The sequence below is a fragment of the Leclercia sp. AS011 genome, assembly GCF_037152535.1.
Lineage (GTDB): Bacteria > Pseudomonadota > Gammaproteobacteria > Enterobacterales > Enterobacteriaceae > Enterobacter.
This window is the reverse complement of the sequence record NZ_JBBCMA010000001.1, coordinates 1936735-1954369: the sequence shown is the minus strand read 5'-3', so window position 1 is coordinate 1954369 and position 17635 is coordinate 1936735. Positions and strand designations below refer to the sequence as shown.

The following is a 17635-nucleotide window of genomic DNA, read 5'->3' as shown; positions in this document are numbered from 1 at the left end:
AAAAACTCTTAGCGACTACGGAAGACAATGCGGCCTTTGCTCAGGTCGTACGGGGTCAGCTCAACAGTCACTTTGTCGCCCGTCAGAATACGGATATAGTTCTTACGCATTTTACCGGAGATATGCGCGGTAACAACGTGACCGTTTTCCAGTTCTACGCGAAACATGGTGTTAGGCAACGTTTCAAGAACGGTACCCTGCATTTCAATATTGTCTTCTTTGGCCATCTAATCCTCTGGGGTATCACTACCAAGTTTTGAACCGGCAAGATAATGCCGAAATTCATCAATTAAGTAAAGATTTGCGCGTTTAAAACGCAGCAAAGCAGTTTCAGCGTATTACCCGGACGTCACGGTTCGACCGTACGAAAAGCGCATACGTAAAGGGGAGGTGGCAGGATAAACGATAGGGCGTTATCGGATGCGAACTATTCCCAAACGGCGGCGGGGCAACAGGCAGAACCTACTCTGCGGCAGAATTATAGCACCTTGAGGAAAAATATGCGGAAAACATTTATCTTTGAGGCGTAAATAACGTGCCGGGGACCCAGAAATTCTGCGGTAATTTCTGCATCCGCAGCGTCGCCAGTTGAGCCAGATATTCATGGCGGGAGATCTCGACCGCACCCAGCGAGGCGGTATGCTCGTTCAGCACCTGGCAATCAATCAACTGGCCGCCGCTGCGAGTGAAGCGGTCGCAGAAAACCAGCAGAGCGGTTTTCGAGGCATTCACCGCGCGGCTGAACATCGACTCGCCGCAAAACAGGGTGCCCTGTGCCACGCCGTACATCCCGCCCACCAGTTCGTCCTTATCCCACACCTCAATCGAGTGGGCGTAACCCAGTTCGTGCAGGCGGTGATAGGCGGTGATCACCTCGGGGGTAATCCAGGTTCCTTCAAAGCGATCGGCAGCGCACCCCTCGATCACCTGACCAAAGGCGTGATTAAGGGTGACGCGATAGGGGGAGTGAGCGTGAAAGCGCTTCATGCTGCGGCTGATATGAAACTGTGCCGGCCACAGTACGGCGCGGGGATCGGGCGACCACCATAAGATCGGATCTCCGGGGGAAAACCACGGAAAAATCCCGCGCTGGTACGCCATTAATAAACGCGACGGGCTCAGATCGCCGCCGAGGGCCAGCAAACCATTAGGTTCACGCAGCGCCCCTTCCGGAGAAGGGAACGCAAGAGAATGACGAGAGAGCTGGACCAAGCGCATGACAACAAAACTCCAGTACGCGAAGTGGGGATCGGTTCAAATATAGACTACAGACGTTGTTTAAACTGGTAGTAGCGACCCTGTTTTGCTAACAGCTCTGCGTGACTACCTTGCTCAATAATCTGTCCGTTGTCCATCACAATAATTTGATCGAAATCCGCCAGTCCACGCAGGCGGTGCGTCACCATCAGCACCGTTTTGCCCTGCATCTCTTTTTCCAGTAAATCAAGGATTTGCCGCTCAGTCGTTGCGTCGAGACCTTCTGTAGGTTCGTCCAGCAGCATCAGCGGGGCGTTGTGCAGCAGCGCGCGCGCAATCGCCAGACGACGCAGCTCGCCGCCGGAGAGCTGACGCCCCCCTTCACCGAGCCAGCTGTTCAGACCTTCGTCTTCCAGCAGCTTGTGCAGGCCGACCTTCTCCAGCATTGCGCTTAACACGTCATCGGCGGCACCTGGCGCAGCTAACAGCAGGTTATCCCGCAGGGTGGCGCTGAAAAGGTGGACCCGCTGCGGCACCACGCTCACCGTTTTGCGCAGCGCAGGTTCGCTCATCGCTGTTAGCGGCGTGTCGTTGAACAGGATCTGGCCCTGAGCCGGATCCCAGGCCCGGGTCAGAAGCTGCAGCAGCGTTGACTTACCGCAGCCCGTACGTCCCAGCACCGCAACGTGCGCGCCTGCGGGGATGGTCAGGTTAATATGGTCCAGCGCGGGCTGAGCCTGGCTGTCATAGGCAAAGCTCACATCCGTAAGACGGAGAGCCAGCTGCTCAGGCACGTCGGAATCGGCGGTACTGAACTGCACTTCAGGCTCCTGACCGGTGATCTGAGTGATACGCAGCGCGGAGGCCACCACCTGGCCCAGATGCTGAAAGGCCCCGGTGACGGGGGCCAGCGCTTCGAACGCCGCCAGCGCACAGAAGACAAACAGCGCAATGAGCGGGCCCGGCTGGGTGTTATCGCCCACCCCGCCGGAGGCCATCCACAGCATCGCCATCACGGCGAACCCGCCGATCAACAGCATCAACGCCTGAGACAGAGCCGTGAGTTCCGACTGTTTGCGCTGGGCTTCGTGCCAGTTCAGCTCGGTGTTTTCCATCTGCGCGCGGTAGCGACGGCTGGCGCCAAAGATGGTCAGCTCTGCCTGTCCCTGCAGCCAGCCCGTCAGCTGCTGGCGATACTCGCCACGCAGACGGGTCAGGTTTTCACCGGTCGGTTTCCCGGCGCGGTAAAACAGTGGCGGCAGAAGAAACAGCGTCAGGAGCATGATCCCGCCGAGCACCAGCGCGATGTTAACGTCCAGCAGGCACAGGCCGAGGGTAACGACCACGATCACCACCAGGGCACCCACCAGCGGGGAGATAACCCGCAGGTAGAGGTGATCGAGGGTATCGACGTCCGCGACCACACGGTTCAGCAGTTCGCCCTGGCGATAGCGTGCCAGCCCGGCAGGGGAGAGGGGCAGCAGCTTGCTGAAGGTGGTCACGCGCAGGTGCTGTAACACGCGGAAGGTGGCGTCATGGCTGACCAGACGCTCGAAGTAGCGTCCGGCGGTACGGGTGATGGCCGTGCCGCGTACCCCTGCGGCGGGCAACATATAGTTGAAGCTGTATAGGCCGGCAAACCCGGCCACCGCCGAGGCAGAGAGGAACCAGCCTGAAAGCGTGAGCAGGCCGATACTGGCCAGCAGGGTGACGATCGCCAGCACCACGCCGAGGGTTAGCATCCATTTGTGGCGCATATAGAGCGCCAGATAAGGCAGTAAAGCGCGCATCAGATCTCCTCCTGACGGTTCGCCAGCAGGGCCGCAAAGGGCCCCTGTGCCGCCGCGAGCGTGGCGTAATCACCCTGCTCGACAAGCTGTCCGTTGTCCATGACCCAGATCTGATCCCAGCGGGAGATGCCCTCCAGCTGGTGGGTCACCATCAGCGTGGTTTGCTGTTGCGAGGCGGCATCCAGCGCCATCATCACGCGCTGTTCGCTGTGCGCGTCCAGGCTGGCTGCGGGCTCATCCAGCAGTAAAAGCTGACAGGGGTTAAGCAGGGCGCGGGCCACGGCGATACGTTGCGCCTGGCCGACGGAAAGCCCCGCCGACTGATCGCCCACCACCGTATCCACGCCGTTCGGCAGCAGCGGCAGGAACTCGCTGACCCAGGCGCGATCGAGCACCGACTGCAGCTCTTCGTCGCTGGCATCCGGGCGCGCCAGCAGCACGTTTTCACGCAGCGTGGCCGCCGGGAGCTGCGGGTTCTGACCCACCCAGCTTAAATGGGTGCGCCATTCGTCAGGATCGAGCGCGGAGAGCTCGGCCTGGTTGATGCGCAGCGACCCGCTGTAAGCCATAAAGCCGGATAACGCATTCAGTAGCGAGCTTTTGCCCGAGCCGCTGGTGCCGACCAGCACCACGCGCTGACCTGCAGCGAGGGTAAAGTTTAACGGCCCCGCCAGCACTTTACCTTCCGGCGACAGCACGCAGAAATTCTCTGCGTCAATGCTGACCGGCTTGCTGGTGCTCAGGGTCACGTCGCCACGCTGCGGATGCGCCAGCGGCGTTTCAAGGAAGGTTTTCAGGCTGTCGGCAGCGCCCACGGCCTGGGCCTTCGCATGATAGAAGGTGCCCAGATCGCGCAGCGGCTGGAAGAACTCCGGGGCCAGAATTAACGCCAGGAAGCCCGCCGAGAGAGTGACGGCGGTGCCGTAGTGACCAAAATCGAGGGCACCCAGATAAGAGAAACCAAAATAGACGGCGACCAGCGCAATCGACAGGGAGGTAAAGAACTCCAGCACCCCGGAGGATAAGAACGCCAGGCGTAACACCTCCATGGTGCGCTGACGGAAGTCCTGAGAGGCATGGCGAATATTGTCGGTTTCGGCTTCACCGCGACCAAAAATGCGCAGCGTCTCCATGCCGCGCAGGCGGTCGAGGAAGTGGCCGCTTAAGCGACCCAATGCCAGAAAGTTGCGGCGGTTAGCATCGGCGGCACCCATGCCGACCATCGCCATAAACAGCGGGATCAGCGGCGCGGTACCCAGCAGGATCAGCGCCGCGACCCAGTTATACGGGAAGATTGCCAGCACGATCAGCAGGGGAACGAAGATCGCCAGCGCCATCTGCGGCAGATAGCGGGCGTAGTAGTCATGCATATCGTCGATTTGCTCGAGGATAAGCGTCGCCCAGCTACCGGCAGGCTTGCCCTGGATCCAGGCGGGACCGGCTTCCTGCAACCTGTCGAGCACCTGGCGGCGTATTTCGTAGCGGATGTTCTGTCCGGCGTGAAAACCCACGCGCTCACGCAACCAGACCACCCAGGCACGCAGAATGAAGACCAGAACCAGCACGATGAAAGGCAGCAGCAGGGCCTCGCGTGGGATGTTTTCCATGATCATATGGTTAAGAATGCGAGCCAGCAGCCATGCCTGGCCTACAATCAACACACCGCTGATAAACCCTAAAAGACGGGAAATATTCAGCCAGCGGCGGGAAAGAACGCTTTGCTGTTTCAGCCAGCGTGTTAGCTCTTGTTGACGGGTTTTTTCCATTGCGTGCTTAGCAGGTGATGTTATTAGGTATTGGGCACGGCAATGTTACAACGCAGAGACAATAAAGGCGACTTATCGCCGCCTTTTTTACGTTTGTTGCTGATTTGTAAAAATTATTTACTCTGATCGGCCAGTCCGTCGAGATAACGTTCTGCATCCAGCGCCGCCATACAACCGGTGCCCGCAGAGGTGATCGCCTGACGATAAATATGGTCCATCACATCGCCCGCAGCGAACACGCCCGGGATGCTGGTCTGGGTGGCATTGCCGTGGATCCCCGACTGCACTTTGATGTAGCCGTTCTCCAGCTCCAGCTGACCGTCGAAGATGGCGGTGTTCGGGCTGTGACCGATGGCAACAAACAGACCGGCCACTTCCAGCGTTTCGACGTTGTCGGTGTTCTGCGTATCGCGAATGCGCAGACCCGCCACGCCCATCTGGTCGCCAGTGACTTCTTCCAGCGTGCGGTGGGTGTGCAGCACGATGTTGCCGCTGGCCACTTTATCCATCAGACGCTTGATCAGGATTTTTTCCGCGCGGAAGGTATCACGGCGGTGAATCAGATGCACCTCAGAGGCGATGTTCGCCAGGTACAGCGCCTCTTCTACGGCGGTATTGCCGCCGCCGATGACCGCGACCTTCTGGTTGCGATAGAAGAAACCGTCGCAGGTGGCGCAGGCGGAAACGCCGCGACCTTTGAAGGCTTCTTCGGACGGCAGGCCCAGATAGCGGGCAGAAGCACCGGTGGCAACGATCAGGGCGTCGCAGGTGTATTCTGCGTTATCACCGGTCAGGCGGAACGGACGGTTCTGCAGATCGACCTTGTTGATGTGGTCAAAAATGATTTCAGTATCAAATTTGGTGGCATGCTCGTGCATGCGCTCCATCAGCAGCGGCCCTGTCAGGCCTTCAGGATCGCCTGGCCAGTTTTCTACTTCGGTGGTGGTGGTCAGCTGACCGCCTTTTTCCATGCCCGTAATCAGTACCGGTTGCAGGTTAGCGCGTGCAGCGTAGACCGCTGCGGTGTATCCCGCAGGTCCAGAACCAAGGATTAGCAGCTTACTGTGTTTGGCCGTGCCCATGAGATCCCCATTGTTGTTGGCAGACATTTTCCCGGATTGTAGGGAATTTGCGGTCGTAAAAAAAGGGCGTAGCGATTTTGTTAACGATGTGTGTAATAGAATTCGCCAATCAACGGCGGAGCAGAGAAGGTGATTTTATAACAATAATCATGGCTAATCGCTCGAAACGACGGCGATAAAATGAGGTTTAATCGCCGGTCGTAATGAATATCCGGCATGTTGTACTAAAAATCGATGTTTTGCTTTGACAATCCCCTGCGCTTTTGCGAAAACATTCAAGGAAGAAAAAAAACGGTCTTTGTGTAACGCATAGTCATGCACAAAATCACCATTTTTACCGGGTCAGCGAAATCTACGCATGGTGTGGACAGATGCCATACGTGATGTTGATGACCGCCTCTGGGCAACGGTCTTCATACCACATAACCCCAATCGGATCGCGCAAACTAAAAAACAGGCGATGCGATTAACCGCGGGGAAAGACTCTGAACAGTGAAGTGCACAGGGTCCTGGCAGGAGTTAGGGAAGGAATACAGAGAGACAATAATAATGGTAGATAGCAAGAAGCGCCCTGGCAAAGATCTCGACCGTATCGATCGTAACATTCTTAATGAATTGCAAAAGGATGGGCGTATTTCCAACGTCGAGCTTTCAAAACGTGTGGGACTTTCCCCGACGCCATGCCTCGAGCGTGTGCGCCGACTGGAAAGACAGGGTTTTATTCAGGGCTATACAGCGCTGCTGAACCCGCATTACCTGGATGCCTCACTTCTGGTTTTTGTTGAGATTACTCTGAATCGTGGTGCGCCGGATGTGTTTGAGCAGTTCAATTCCGCCGTGCAAAAACTTGAAGAAATTCAAGAGTGTCATCTGGTTTCCGGTGATTTCGACTACCTGTTGAAAACCCGCGTACCTGATATGTCTGCATACCGTAAGCTGCTGGGCGAAACCCTGCTGCGACTGCCTGGCGTGAACGACACCCGTACCTACGTGGTAATGGAAGAAGTCAAACAGAGCAATCGTCTGGTTATTAAGACGCGCTAACACGGAACAGGTGCATTATCAGCGTACTTTGATTACACTCCTGGTAATCCATACAGCAACAGTGTCGGGCCTCCCGGCACTGTTGTCCGTTTAGCACTCAGGCAGGAATTGCCTGATACCTGGAGAGCCTGTTTTGAGCCAGGAATATACCGAAGACAAAGAAGTCAATTTAACCAAGCTCAGCAGTGGGCGCCGACTCCTTGAGGCGTTACTGATCCTTGTTGCTCTTTTTGCCGTCTGGTTGATGGCAGCCTTACTCAGTTTCAATCCCTCCGATCCCAGCTGGTCACAGACCGCATGGCACGAGCCTATCCATAATTTAGGCGGCGTACCGGGCGCCTGGCTGGCGGATACGCTGTTCTTCATCTTTGGCGTGATGGCCTATACCCTTCCCGTCATCATTATTGGTGGCTGTTGGTTTGCCTGGCGTCATCGCCAGAACGATGACTACATCGACTATTTTGCCGTCTCGCTGCGCCTGATTGGCGCGCTGGCGCTGATCCTGACATCCTGCGGTCTGGCGGCGATTAACGCCGATGACATCTGGTATTTTGCCTCCGGTGGCGTGATCGGCAGCCTGCTGAGTACCGCCTTACAACCGATGCTGCACAGCAGCGGTGGCACCATCGCGCTGCTCTGCATCTGGGGCGCGGGGCTGACGTTGTTTACCGGCTGGTCCTGGGTCAGCATTGCTGAAAAAATCGGCAGCGTGATCCTCAACGTGCTGACTTTTGCCAGCAACCGTACCCGTCGCGATGACACCTGGGTTGACGAAGAGTATGAAGACGACGACTACGACGACGCTGAGCCGGTCGCCGAGCGCCGTGAATCCCGTCGCGCGCGCATTATGCGCGGGGCACTGGCGCGCCGTAAGCGCGTAGCGGAAAAATTTGCCAATCCATTAGGACGCAAGACAGACGCAGCCCTGTTTTCCGGGAAGCGGATGGACGACGAAGAGGTGGCTTACAGCGCCCGTGGCGTGGCTGCCGATCCGGATGATGTGCTGTTCTCCGGCAATCGCGCCCTGGCCTCCGACTATGATGAGTACGATCCGCTGCTCAACGGCCATTCGGTAGCAGAGCCGCTTGCCGCTGCTGCCGCGGCGACTACCGCCACGCAGGCCTTTGCTGCCCCGGTTGATCCGGTGACGCCACCCACTCCGTCGATGCCGGATGCCCATCTGCAGCCGCCTGCGGTTGAATGGCATGCGGAACCTGCCGCGCCCGCAGCGCCGGTCTATGCGCCGGAGCCACAGCCTTATGCCGCCGCCGCGCCGCAGGAGCAGTGGCAGCCGCCTTATCAGCCTGAACCGGTGTACGCGCAGCCGCAGTACGAACAACCGCAATATCAGCAACCTCAGTACGAGCAGCCTCAGTACGAACAACCTCAGTATGAGCAGCCGCAGCAGTATGAACCGCAGCAGGCCGTCTATCAGCCTGAGCCGGTGGTCACTCCGCCGGTCGTCGACGCGCCGCCGGCTGAAGAGGTCAAACCGTCCCGCCCGCCGCTTTACTACTTTGAAGAAGTGGAAGAGAAACGTGCCCGTGAGCGCGAACAGCTCGCGGCCTGGTATCAGCCGGTACCGGAGCCAGTGCAAGAGCCTGCCCCGGTCAAAGCGGTGGAAATCCCATCTGTACCAGCTCCGGCCGTTGAGCCTGCGTCCGTCGTCGCACCGGTTGCGGCGAACGTGCAGCAGGCAACGACCGCGGGCGCCGCTGCGGCCAGCGCTGCCGCACCGTTATTCAGCCTGGCAACCAGCGGCGCTCCGCGTCCGCAGGTGAAAGAGGGCATTGGTCCGCAACTGCCGCGTCCTAACCGCGTGCGTGTTCCTACCCGCCGTGAACTGGCCTCGTATGGCATCAAGCTGCCTTCTCAGCGAATGGCAGAAGAGGAAGCACGTAAAGCCGGTCGTCAGCAGTATGATGACGATCAGTACGAAGATGATGCTGATGAAATGCAGCAGGACGAGCTGGCCCGCCAGTTCGCCCAACAGCAACAGCAGCGTTACGGCGAGGAATATCAGCCTGAGCCGCAGCAGTATCAGACTCAGGATGACGAAGATGATGCCGCCGAAGCGGAGCTGGCTCGCCAGTTTGCCGCCACGCAGCAACAGCGTTATGCCGGTGAACAGCCGACAGGGGCGAACCCCTTCTCGCTGGCGGATTTTGAATTCTCACCGATGAAAGATCTGGTGGATGATACGCCAAGCGAACCGCTGTTCACGCCGGGCGTGATGCCGGAAGCCGAGCCGCCGCGCCAGGCCTATACGCCGCCGCCGCATGCTCAGCCTCAGCAGCCTGTTCAGCCGCAGCAATATGCTCAGCCTCAGCAGCCTGTTCAGCCGCAGCAATATGCTCAGCCTCAGCAGCCTGTTCAGCCACAGCAATATGCTCAGCCGCAGCAGCCCGTACAGCCGCAGCAGCCACCGGCCCAGCCTCAGGCTCAGCAGAGTCTGATCCATCCGCTGCTGATGCGTAACGGCGACAGCCGTCCGCTGCAAAGACCGACTACGCCGCTGCCGTCATTCGATCTGTTAACACCGCCGCCAACGGAAGTCGAACCGGTGGATACCTTCGCCCTCGATCAGATGGCGCGTCTGGTTGAACTCCGCCTGGCCGATTTCCGTATTAAAGCGGATGTTGTGAACTATTCCCCAGGCCCGGTGATCACCCGTTTCGAGCTGAACCTTGCCCCGGGGGTGAAAGCTGCGCGTATCTCTAACCTCTCCCGCGACCTGGCGCGTTCCCTCTCCACCGTGGCCGTGCGCGTGGTCGAGGTTATTCCGGGCAAACCTTATGTCGGCCTGGAGCTGCCGAACAAAAAACGTCAGACCGTTTACCTGCGCGAAGTGTTGGATAACGCCAAATTCCGTGATAACCCATCCCCGCTGAGCGTGGTGCTGGGTAAAGATATTGCCGGTGAGCCGGTGGTGGCCGATCTGGCGAAAATGCCGCACCTGCTGGTGGCAGGTACGACGGGCTCTGGTAAGTCCGTCGGTGTGAACGCCATGATCCTCAGCATTCTGTATAAAGCGCAGCCAGAAGATGTGCGCTTCATCATGATCGACCCGAAAATGCTGGAACTCTCGGTATACGAAGGTATCCCGCACCTGCTGACCGAAGTTGTGACCGACATGAAAGATGCCGCCAACGCCCTGCGCTGGAGCGTCAATGAGATGGAGCGTCGCTACAAGCTGATGTCCGCGCTGGGCGTGCGTAACCTCGCCGGTTATAACGAGATCATCGCCGAAGCGGCGAAGATGGGACGTCCGATCCCGGATCCGTACTGGAAGCCAGGCGACAGCATGGATGCCGAGCATCCGGTGCTGGAAAAACTGCCGTACATCGTGGTGCTGGTGGATGAGTTCGCTGACCTGATGATGACCGTCGGTAAGAAGGTGGAAGAGCTGATCGCCCGCCTGGCGCAAAAAGCGCGTGCGGCGGGGATCCACCTGGTGCTGGCTACCCAGCGTCCATCGGTGGATGTGATCACTGGCCTGATCAAAGCCAACATTCCGACCCGTATCGCCTTTACCGTGTCGAGCAAAATCGACTCCCGTACCATTCTCGACCAGGGCGGCGCGGAATCGCTGCTCGGCATGGGGGATATGCTTTACTCCGGTCCGAACTCCACCTCGCCGGTGCGTGTCCACGGTGCCTTTGTGCGTGACCAGGAAGTCCATGCCGTGGTGCAGGACTGGAAGGCGCGCGGTCGTCCACAATATATCGATGGCATCACCTCCGACAGCGAAAGCGAAGGCGGCGGTGGCGGCGGCGCAGATAGCGGTGAAGAGCTGGATCCGCTTTTCGATCAGGCGGTTAACTTCGTCACCGAAAAACGCAAAGCCTCCATCTCCGGGGTTCAGCGTCAGTTCCGCATCGGCTACAACCGTGCGGCGCGTATCATCGAGCAGATGGAAGCGCAGGGCATCGTCAGCGAGCAGGGGCATAACGGCAACCGTGAAGTGCTTGCCCCACCGCCGTTTGAATAATGCCCCTCGATTGCAAAGATGGGTAAATCAGCAATAATTAAGCATTTTCTTCTGTCGCCTGCCTGCGGGCAGGTCCAGAATGGTTGACAGAAAACCCCCATTTCGGGATGACGCTTTGTAAGGACTACCAATGAAAAAAATTGCTATCACCTGTGCATTACTGACCAGCTTTGTGGCGAGCAGCGTCTGGGCTGATGCCGCCAGCGACCTGAAAAACCGTCTGGACAAGGTCAGCAGCTTCCACGCCAGCTTCACCCAGAAAGTGACTGATGGCAGCGGTAATGCGGTGCAGGAAGGTCAGGGTGACCTGTGGGTGAAACGTCCAAATCTGTTCAACTGGCACATGACGCAGCCGGACGAGAGCATCCTGGTTTCCGACGGGAAAACCCTGTGGTTCTTCAACCCGTTTGTTGAGCAGGCCACGGCGACCTGGCTGAAAGATGCCGCCAGCAACACGCCGTTTATGCTGATCGCCCGTAACCAGTCCAGTGACTGGCAGCAGTACAACATTAAACAGAACGGCGATGACTTCGTCCTGACCCCGAAAGGCAACAACGGCAACCTGAAGCAGTTCACCATTAACGTGAGCACGAACGGGACCATCAATCAGTTCGGTGCGGTTGAGCAGGACGATCAGCGCAGCAGCTATCAGCTGAAATCCCAGCAGAATGGGGCGGTTGATGCATCTAAATTCACCTTTACCCCGCCGAAGGGCGTAACGGTGGATGACCAACGTAATAAGTAAGAGGCGTGCGTGAGCAACCTGTCGCTCGATTTTTCAGATAATGCGTTTCAACCTCTGGCCGCCCGTATGCGGCCAGAAAATTTAGCGCAGTATATCGGCCAGCAGCATCTGCTGGCTGCGGGCAAACCCCTGCCGCGCGCCATTGAGGCCGGGCATCTGCACTCCATGATCCTCTGGGGGCCGCCGGGCACCGGTAAAACGACGCTGGCAGAAGTGATTGCCCGCTATGCCGATGCCGACGTCGAGCGCATCTCCGCCGTCACCTCCGGGGTGAAAGAGATCCGCGAAGCCATTGAGCGTGCCCGCCAGAGCCGTAACGCCGGTCGCCGCACCATCCTGTTTGTCGATGAGGTGCACCGCTTCAACAAAAGCCAGCAGGATGCTTTCCTGCCGCACATTGAAGATGGCACCATCACCTTTATCGGTGCCACCACCGAGAATCCTTCGTTTGAACTCAACTCCGCGCTGTTGTCCCGCGCCCGCGTCTATCTGCTGAAATCCTTAACCACCGAAGACATTGAGCAGGTGCTGACCCAGGCAATGGACGATAAGACCCGCGGCTATGGCGGCCAGGATATTGTCCTGCCTGACGAAACGCGTCGCGCCATTGCCGAACTGGTAAACGGGGATGCCCGCCGGGCGCTGAATACCCTGGAAATGATGGCCGATATGGCCGAAGCCGACGACAGCGGCAAGCGGGTGCTACTCCCGGCACTGCTGACCGAAATCGCTGGCGAACGCAGCGCGCGTTTTGATAATAAAGGCGACCGTTTCTACGATCTGATCTCGGCGCTGCATAAATCGGTACGCGGCAGCGCACCCGATGCCGCGCTCTACTGGTATGCGCGCATTATCACCGCCGGGGGCGATCCGCTGTACGTGGCCCGTCGCTGTCTGGCGATCGCCTCGGAAGATGTCGGCAACGCCGATCCGCGTGCGATGCAAGTGGCGATCTCCGCCTGGGACTGCTTCACCCGCGTCGGGCCTGCCGAAGGCGAGCGCGCCATCGCCCAGGCGATTGTCTATCTGGCCTGTGCCCCGAAAAGCAATGCGGTCTATACCGCCTTCAAAGCGGCGATGTCCGATGCCCGCGAACGTCCTGATTACGATGTCCCTGACCACCTGCGCAACGCCCCGACCAAACTGATGAAAGAGCTTGGTTACGGTCAGCAATACCGCTACGCCCATGACGAGCCCAACGCCTACGCCGCCGGGGAGGAGTATTTCCCGCAGGAAATGGCACAAACGCGCTATTATCGCCCGACAAACAGAGGCCTTGAGGGCAAGATTGGCGAAAAGCTCACCTGGCTTGCCGGACAGGATCAAAATAGCCCTATAAAACGCTACCGTTAGGGCGATCGTTGCGGTAATGTTGGCAATGTATCTGATGACCGCAGGCTGCGGTCATTTCCTCCTATTTTTTAATTCGATAAGCACAGGATAAGCATGCTCGATCCCAATCTGCTGCGTAACGAGCCAGACGCAGTCGCTGAAAAACTGGCACGCCGGGGCTTTAAACTGGATGTAGATAAGCTGCGCGCTCTTGAAGAGCGTCGTAAAGTTCTGCAGGTACAAACCGAAAACTTGCAGGCAGAGCGTAACTCTCGATCGAAATCCATCGGCCAGGCGAAAGCGCGCGGGGAAGACATTGAGCCATTACGCCTGGAAGTAAACAAACTCGGTGAAGAGCTGGATCAGGCGAAAGCCGATCTGGACGTTCTTCAGGCCGAAATTCGTGATATCGCCCTGGCGATCCCGAATACCCCTGACGACAGCGTACCTGTTGGTAAAGACGAAAACGACAACGTCGAAGTGAAACGCTGGGGCACCCCACGCGAGTTCGATTTCGAGGTTCGCGATCACGTCACGCTGGGCGAAATGCACGCGGGGCTCGATTTTGCGGCCGCGGTTAAGCTGACCGGTTCTCGCTTTGTGGTGATGAAAGGGCAGATTGCCCATCTGCACCGTGCGCTGGCCCAGTTCATGCTGGATCTGCACACCGAGCAGCACGGCTACAGCGAAACCTACGTTCCTTATCTGGTGAACCACGATACCCTGTACGGTACTGGCCAGCTGCCAAAATTTGCCGGCGATCTGTTCCATACCCGTCCGCTGGACGAAGAGGCCGACAGCAGCAACTACGCGTTGATCCCAACCGCAGAAGTGCCGCTGACCAACCTCGTGCGTGATGAGATCATCGACGAAGACGATCTGCCGATTAAACTGACCGCCCACTCTCCGTGCTTCCGTTCTGAAGCGGGCTCTTATGGCCGTGATACCCGTGGTCTGATCCGTATGCACCAGTTCGACAAAGTTGAGATGGTGCAGATCGTGCGTCCGGAAACCTCCATGGATGCGCTGGAAGAGATGACCGGTCACGCGGAAAAAGTGCTGGAGCTGCTGGGTCTGCCGTACCGTCGTATGGCGCTGTGCACCGGTGATATGGGCTTTGGTGCCTGCAAAACCTTCGATCTCGAAGTGTGGGTTCCGGCGCAGAACACCTACCGTGAAATCTCCTCCTGTTCCAACGTTGGCGATTTCCAGGCGCGTCGCATGCAGGCACGTTGCCGCAGCAAATCTGACAAGAAAACCCGTCTGGTGCATACCCTGAACGGTTCTGGTCTGGCTGTTGGCCGTACGCTGGTTGCCGTGCTGGAAAACTACCAGCAGGCTGACGGTCGTATCGAAATTCCTGAAGTTCTGCGCCCTTACATGAAGGGTCAGCAGTACATCGGCTAATCTGCCTTAACGTAAAAAAGCGCCTGCGGGCGCTTTTTTTATGCCCCGCTTTTGACATCAGGCAATACCCCCTCCCTCCAAAGGGGTAATACTCCCCTGGCAGTTGGTTAGCATAAACCTCTGCTAACGCAATCACTCCTTATATAAAAATCTATATAGCGGTTGCTGCCGCACAGGGATCTTTGTGAGCAATCAAAGTGAGAGTCTATGAAAATAAAAACGCCTGAAGCCTTGCTGGCTGCCGAGGTGAGCCGTCGCGGGTTGATGAAAACCACCGCGATTGGTGGCCTGGCGGTTGCCAGTAGCGCATTGTCTTTGCCTTTTTCCCGCCTGGCATCGGCGGTTGAAGTCGCTGCTGCGGTTAAGCCGGATGAAAAAGTGGTCTGGAGTGCCTGTACGGTGAACTGTGGCAGTCGCTGCCCGTTGCGAATGCATGTCATCGATGGCGAGATCAAGTACGTCGAGACCGACAATACCGGGGATGATAACTACGAGGGTTTACATCAGGTTCGCGCCTGCCTGCGCGGTCGTTCCATGCGCCGTCGCGTCTATAACCCCGATCGCCTGAAATATCCCATGAAGCGGGTGGGCAAACGCGGGGAGGGCAAATTCGAGCGCATCAGCTGGGACGAGGCTTTCGACACCATTGCCAGTAATATGCAGCGCCTGATTAAAGACTACGGCAACGAGTCTATCTATCTCAACTACGGCACCGGCACCCTCGGCGGGACCCTGACCCGCTCCTGGCCGCCGGGCAAAACCCTGATCGCCCGCCTGATGAACTGCTGTGGGGGCTACCTCAACCATTACGGCGACTACTCCACCGCGCAGATTGCCGCCGGTCTTAACTACACCTACGGCGGCTGGGCCGATGGCAACAGTCCGTCGGATATTGAAAACAGTCAGCTGGTGGTGCTGTTCGGCAACAACCCGGGTGAAACGCGTATGAGCGGCGGCGGGGTGACTTACTACGTTGAACAGGCGCGGCAAAAATCGAATGCCCGGATGATCATTATCGACCCGCGCTACACCGACACCGGGGCAGGGCGCGAGGATGAGTGGATCCCGATCCGTCCGGGAACGGATGCGGCGCTGATCTCTGCTCTGGCCTGGGTGATGATCGAAGAGAACCTCGTCGATCAGCCGTTCCTCGATAAATACTGTGTCGGCTACGACGAGAAAACGCTGCCGGAAGGCGCACCGGCGAACGGCCACTATAAAGCCTGGATTCTGGGCCAGGGCAGTGACGGGATTGCCAAAACCCCGGCCTGGGCTGCGGCCATTACCGGTATTCCTGAAGCGCGTATCGTTAAGCTGGCGCGTGAAATCGCCACGGCGAAACCAGCCTTTATCTCCCAGGGTTGGGGCCCGCAGCGTCATGCTAATGGCGAGCTGGTCTCCCGTGCTATCGCCATGCTGGCGATTTTGACCGGCAATGTGGGGATCAACGGCGGCAACAGCGGGGCGCGTGAAGGCTCGTACTCCCTGCCGTTTGTGCGCATGCCGACTCTGGAAAACCCGGTTCAGACCAGTATCTCGATGTTTATGTGGACCGACGCCATCGAACGTGGTCCGGAGATGACCGCCACCCGCGACGGGGTGCGCGGCAAAGAAAAACTCGACGTACCGATCAAGATGATCTGGAACTACGCCGGGAACTGCCTGATCAACCAGCACTCGCAGATCAACCGCACCCACGACATTCTGCAGGACGACAAAAAATGTGAGCTGATTGTGGTGGTGGATTGTCATATGACCTCCTCGGCGAAGTATGCCGATATCCTGCTGCCGGACTGCACCGCCTCTGAGCAGATGGACTTCGCCCTGGATGCCTCCTGCGGCAACATGTCCTACGTAATCTTTGCTGACCAGGCGATTAAACCGCGCTTCGAGTGCAAAACCATCTATGAGATGACCACCGCGCTGGCGAAACGCATGGGCGTTGAACAGCAGTTCACCGAAGGGCGCACGCAGGAAGGGTGGATGCGCCATCTGTATGAGCAGTCCCGGCAGGCCATTCCTGAACTGCCATCCTTTGATGCGTTCCGTCAGCAGGGTATGTTCAAGCAGCGTGACCCGGAAGGGCATCACGTGGCCTATAAAGCCTTCCGCGCCGATCCGACCGCCAATCCGCTCACCACGCCGTCCGGCAAAATTGAGATCTACTCTGCCCAGTTGGCGCAGATCGCCGCGACCTGGGAGCTGGAGCAGGGGGATGTGATCCATCCGCTGCCGGTTTATAGCCCGGGCTTCGAGAACTACGACGATCCGCAGAGCAAAGACTATCCGCTGCAGCTGACCGGCTTCCACTACAAAGCGCGAACGCACTCCACCTACGGCAACGTTGACGTCCTGAAGGCAGCATGTCGTCAGGAGATCTGGATTAACCCGCTCGACGCAAAGCAGCGCGGGATTGCCAATGGCGACCGGGTGCGGATCTTCAACGGCCGTGGCGAAGTGCATATCGAAGCCAAAGTGACGCCGCGCATCCTGCCCGGTGTGGTGGCGTTAGGCGAAGGTGCCTGGTACAACCCGGATGCAAACCGCGTCGATCAGGCGGGCTGCATTAATGTGCTGACCACCCAGCGCCCGTCGCCGCTGGCGAAAGGCAATCCGTCCCACAGTAACCTGGTTCAGGTTGAAAAGGCGTAAGGAGTAGCCGATGACCACTCAGTATGGATTTTTTATTGATTCCAGCCGCTGCACCGGGTGCAAAACCTGCGAGCTGGCGTGCAAGGATTACAAGGACCTGACCCCGGACGTCAGCTTCCGCCGCATCTACGAGTACGCGGGCGGCGACTGGCAGGAGGACAACGGCGTCTGGCAGCAGAACGTGTTTGCCTACTATCTGTCGATTGCCTGTAACCACTGCGAGGACCCGGCCTGCACCAAAGTCTGCCCCAGCGGGGCGATGCACAAGCGTGAGGACGGCTTTGTGGTGGTGAATGAAGAGGTCTGCATCGGCTGTCGCTACTGCCACATGGCCTGCCCGTACGGGGCGCCGCAGTACAACGCCGCCAAAGGCCATATGACCAAGTGCGACGGCTGCCACGAGCGCGTGGCAGAGGGCCACAAGCCAATCTGCGTCGAATCCTGCCCGCTGCGGGCGCTGGACTTCGGCCCGATTGAGGAGCTGCGTAAGAAACACGGCAAGCTGGCCGCCGTCGCCCCGCTGCCCTCGGCGCACTTCACGAAGCCGAGTATCGTGATAAAACCCAATGCCAACAGCCGACCCACGGGTGATATCACCGGCTATCTGGCCAATCCGCAGGAGGTGTGAG

12 protein-coding genes are annotated in these 17635 nt (G+C 58.2%); 7 read left to right on the top strand and 5 right to left on the bottom strand.

The window, feature by feature from the left end:
* Positions 1 to 8 precede the first annotated feature (8 nt).
* The 5 genes from infA to trxB all read right to left on the bottom strand — a co-directional run bounded on the left by infA (position 9) and on the right by trxB (position 5835).
* A complete protein-coding gene (gene infA, locus WFO70_RS09285) occupies positions 9 to 227 on the bottom strand; it encodes a translation initiation factor IF-1 (RefSeq protein ID WP_001040187.1) in 219 nt (72 codons plus the stop codon).
* Between the two features lie 286 nt (positions 228 to 513).
* Positions 514 to 1218: a leucyl/phenylalanyl-tRNA--protein transferase gene (gene aat / locus WFO70_RS09275; RefSeq protein WP_337015771.1), complete on the bottom strand. Its 705-nt coding sequence runs from the start codon at positions 1216 to 1218 to the stop codon at positions 514 to 516.
* A gap of 47 nt (positions 1219 to 1265) precedes the next feature.
* Positions 1266 to 2987 carry a heme ABC transporter ATP-binding protein/permease CydC gene (cydC, locus tag WFO70_RS09270; RefSeq protein ID WP_337015769.1) on the bottom strand — a complete coding sequence of 574 codons (1722 nt, stop codon included), beginning with the start codon at positions 2985 to 2987 and terminating at the stop codon, positions 1266 to 1268.
* The gene (gene cydD / locus WFO70_RS09265) at positions 2987 to 4753 is read right to left on the bottom strand and encodes a heme ABC transporter permease/ATP-binding protein CydD (protein ID WP_337015767.1); all 1767 of its coding nucleotides are present in this window, start codon (positions 4751 to 4753) and stop codon (positions 2987 to 2989) included. The genes cydC and cydD overlap by 1 nt, the downstream gene beginning before the upstream one ends.
* A 113-nt stretch (positions 4754 to 4866) precedes the next feature.
* The gene (gene trxB / locus WFO70_RS09260; protein ID WP_337015765.1) at positions 4867 to 5835 is read right to left on the bottom strand and encodes a thioredoxin-disulfide reductase; all 969 of its coding nucleotides are present in this window, start codon (positions 5833 to 5835) and stop codon (positions 4867 to 4869) included.
* 549 nt (positions 5836 to 6384) lie between these two features.
* Between trxB and lrp the strand changes: the two genes are divergently transcribed.
* From lrp to WFO70_RS09225, 7 genes are all read left to right on the top strand, one after another.
* Positions 6385 to 6879 carry a leucine-responsive transcriptional regulator Lrp gene (gene lrp / locus WFO70_RS09255; protein ID WP_002439523.1) on the top strand — a complete coding sequence of 165 codons (495 nt, stop codon included), beginning with the start codon at positions 6385 to 6387 and terminating at the stop codon, positions 6877 to 6879.
* A 133-nt stretch (positions 6880 to 7012) separates the two neighbouring features.
* Positions 7013 to 10870 (top strand): DNA translocase FtsK, encoded by a 3858-nt coding sequence (ftsK, locus tag WFO70_RS09250; RefSeq protein WP_337015764.1) that lies wholly within the window; start codon positions 7013 to 7015, stop codon positions 10868 to 10870.
* 130 nt (positions 10871 to 11000) lie between these two features.
* Positions 11001 to 11615: an outer membrane lipoprotein chaperone LolA gene (gene lolA, locus WFO70_RS09245; RefSeq protein WP_333850289.1), complete on the top strand. Its 615-nt coding sequence runs from the start codon at positions 11001 to 11003 to the stop codon at positions 11613 to 11615.
* 9 nt (positions 11616 to 11624) lie between these two features.
* Positions 11625 to 12968 (top strand): replication-associated recombination protein RarA, encoded by a 1344-nt coding sequence (gene rarA / locus WFO70_RS09240; protein ID WP_337015763.1) that lies wholly within the window; start codon positions 11625 to 11627, stop codon positions 12966 to 12968.
* Positions 12969 to 13061: 93 nt separating this feature from the next.
* The gene (serS, locus tag WFO70_RS09235) at positions 13062 to 14354 is read left to right on the top strand and encodes a serine--tRNA ligase (protein WP_337015762.1); all 1293 of its coding nucleotides are present in this window, start codon (positions 13062 to 13064) and stop codon (positions 14352 to 14354) included.
* A 207-nt stretch (positions 14355 to 14561) separates the two neighbouring features.
* Positions 14562 to 17006, top strand: coding sequence for a dimethylsulfoxide reductase subunit A (gene dmsA, locus WFO70_RS09230; protein ID WP_337015760.1), 2445 nt, complete (start codon positions 14562 to 14564; stop codon positions 17004 to 17006).
* Between the two features lie 10 nt (positions 17007 to 17016).
* Complete coding sequence (locus WFO70_RS09225; RefSeq protein ID WP_337015759.1) at positions 17017 to 17634, top strand: DMSO/selenate family reductase complex B subunit; 618 nt, start codon at positions 17017 to 17019, stop codon at positions 17632 to 17634.
* The last annotated feature ends 1 nt before the right edge of the window (position 17635 follow it).

Excerpts from the sequence above, each read along its gene's own strand:
- infA (WP_001040187.1), bottom strand. The coding sequence starts at position 227 with ATGGCCAAAGAAGACAATATTGAAATGCAGGGTACCGTTCTTGAAACG.
- lolA (WP_333850289.1), top strand. The coding sequence starts at position 11,001 with ATGAAAAAAATTGCTATCACCTGTGCATTACTGACCAGCTTTGTGGCG.
- WFO70_RS09225 (WP_337015759.1), top strand. The coding sequence starts at position 17,017 with ATGACCACTCAGTATGGATTTTTTATTGATTCCAGCCGCTGCACCGGG.
- aat (WP_337015771.1), bottom strand. The coding sequence starts at position 1,218 with ATGCGCTTGGTCCAGCTCTCTCGTCATTCTCTTGCGTTCCCTTCTCCG.
- serS (WP_337015762.1), top strand. The coding sequence starts at position 13,062 with ATGCTCGATCCCAATCTGCTGCGTAACGAGCCAGACGCAGTCGCTGAA.
- lrp (WP_002439523.1), top strand. The coding sequence starts at position 6,385 with ATGGTAGATAGCAAGAAGCGCCCTGGCAAAGATCTCGACCGTATCGAT.
- cydD (WP_337015767.1), bottom strand. The coding sequence starts at position 4,753 with ATGGAAAAAACCCGTCAACAAGAGCTAACACGCTGGCTGAAACAGCAA.
- trxB (WP_337015765.1), bottom strand. The coding sequence starts at position 5,835 with ATGGGCACGGCCAAACACAGTAAGCTGCTAATCCTTGGTTCTGGACCT.
- dmsA (WP_337015760.1), top strand. The coding sequence starts at position 14,562 with ATGAAAATAAAAACGCCTGAAGCCTTGCTGGCTGCCGAGGTGAGCCGT.
- cydC (WP_337015769.1), bottom strand. The coding sequence starts at position 2,987 with ATGCGCGCTTTACTGCCTTATCTGGCGCTCTATATGCGCCACAAATGG.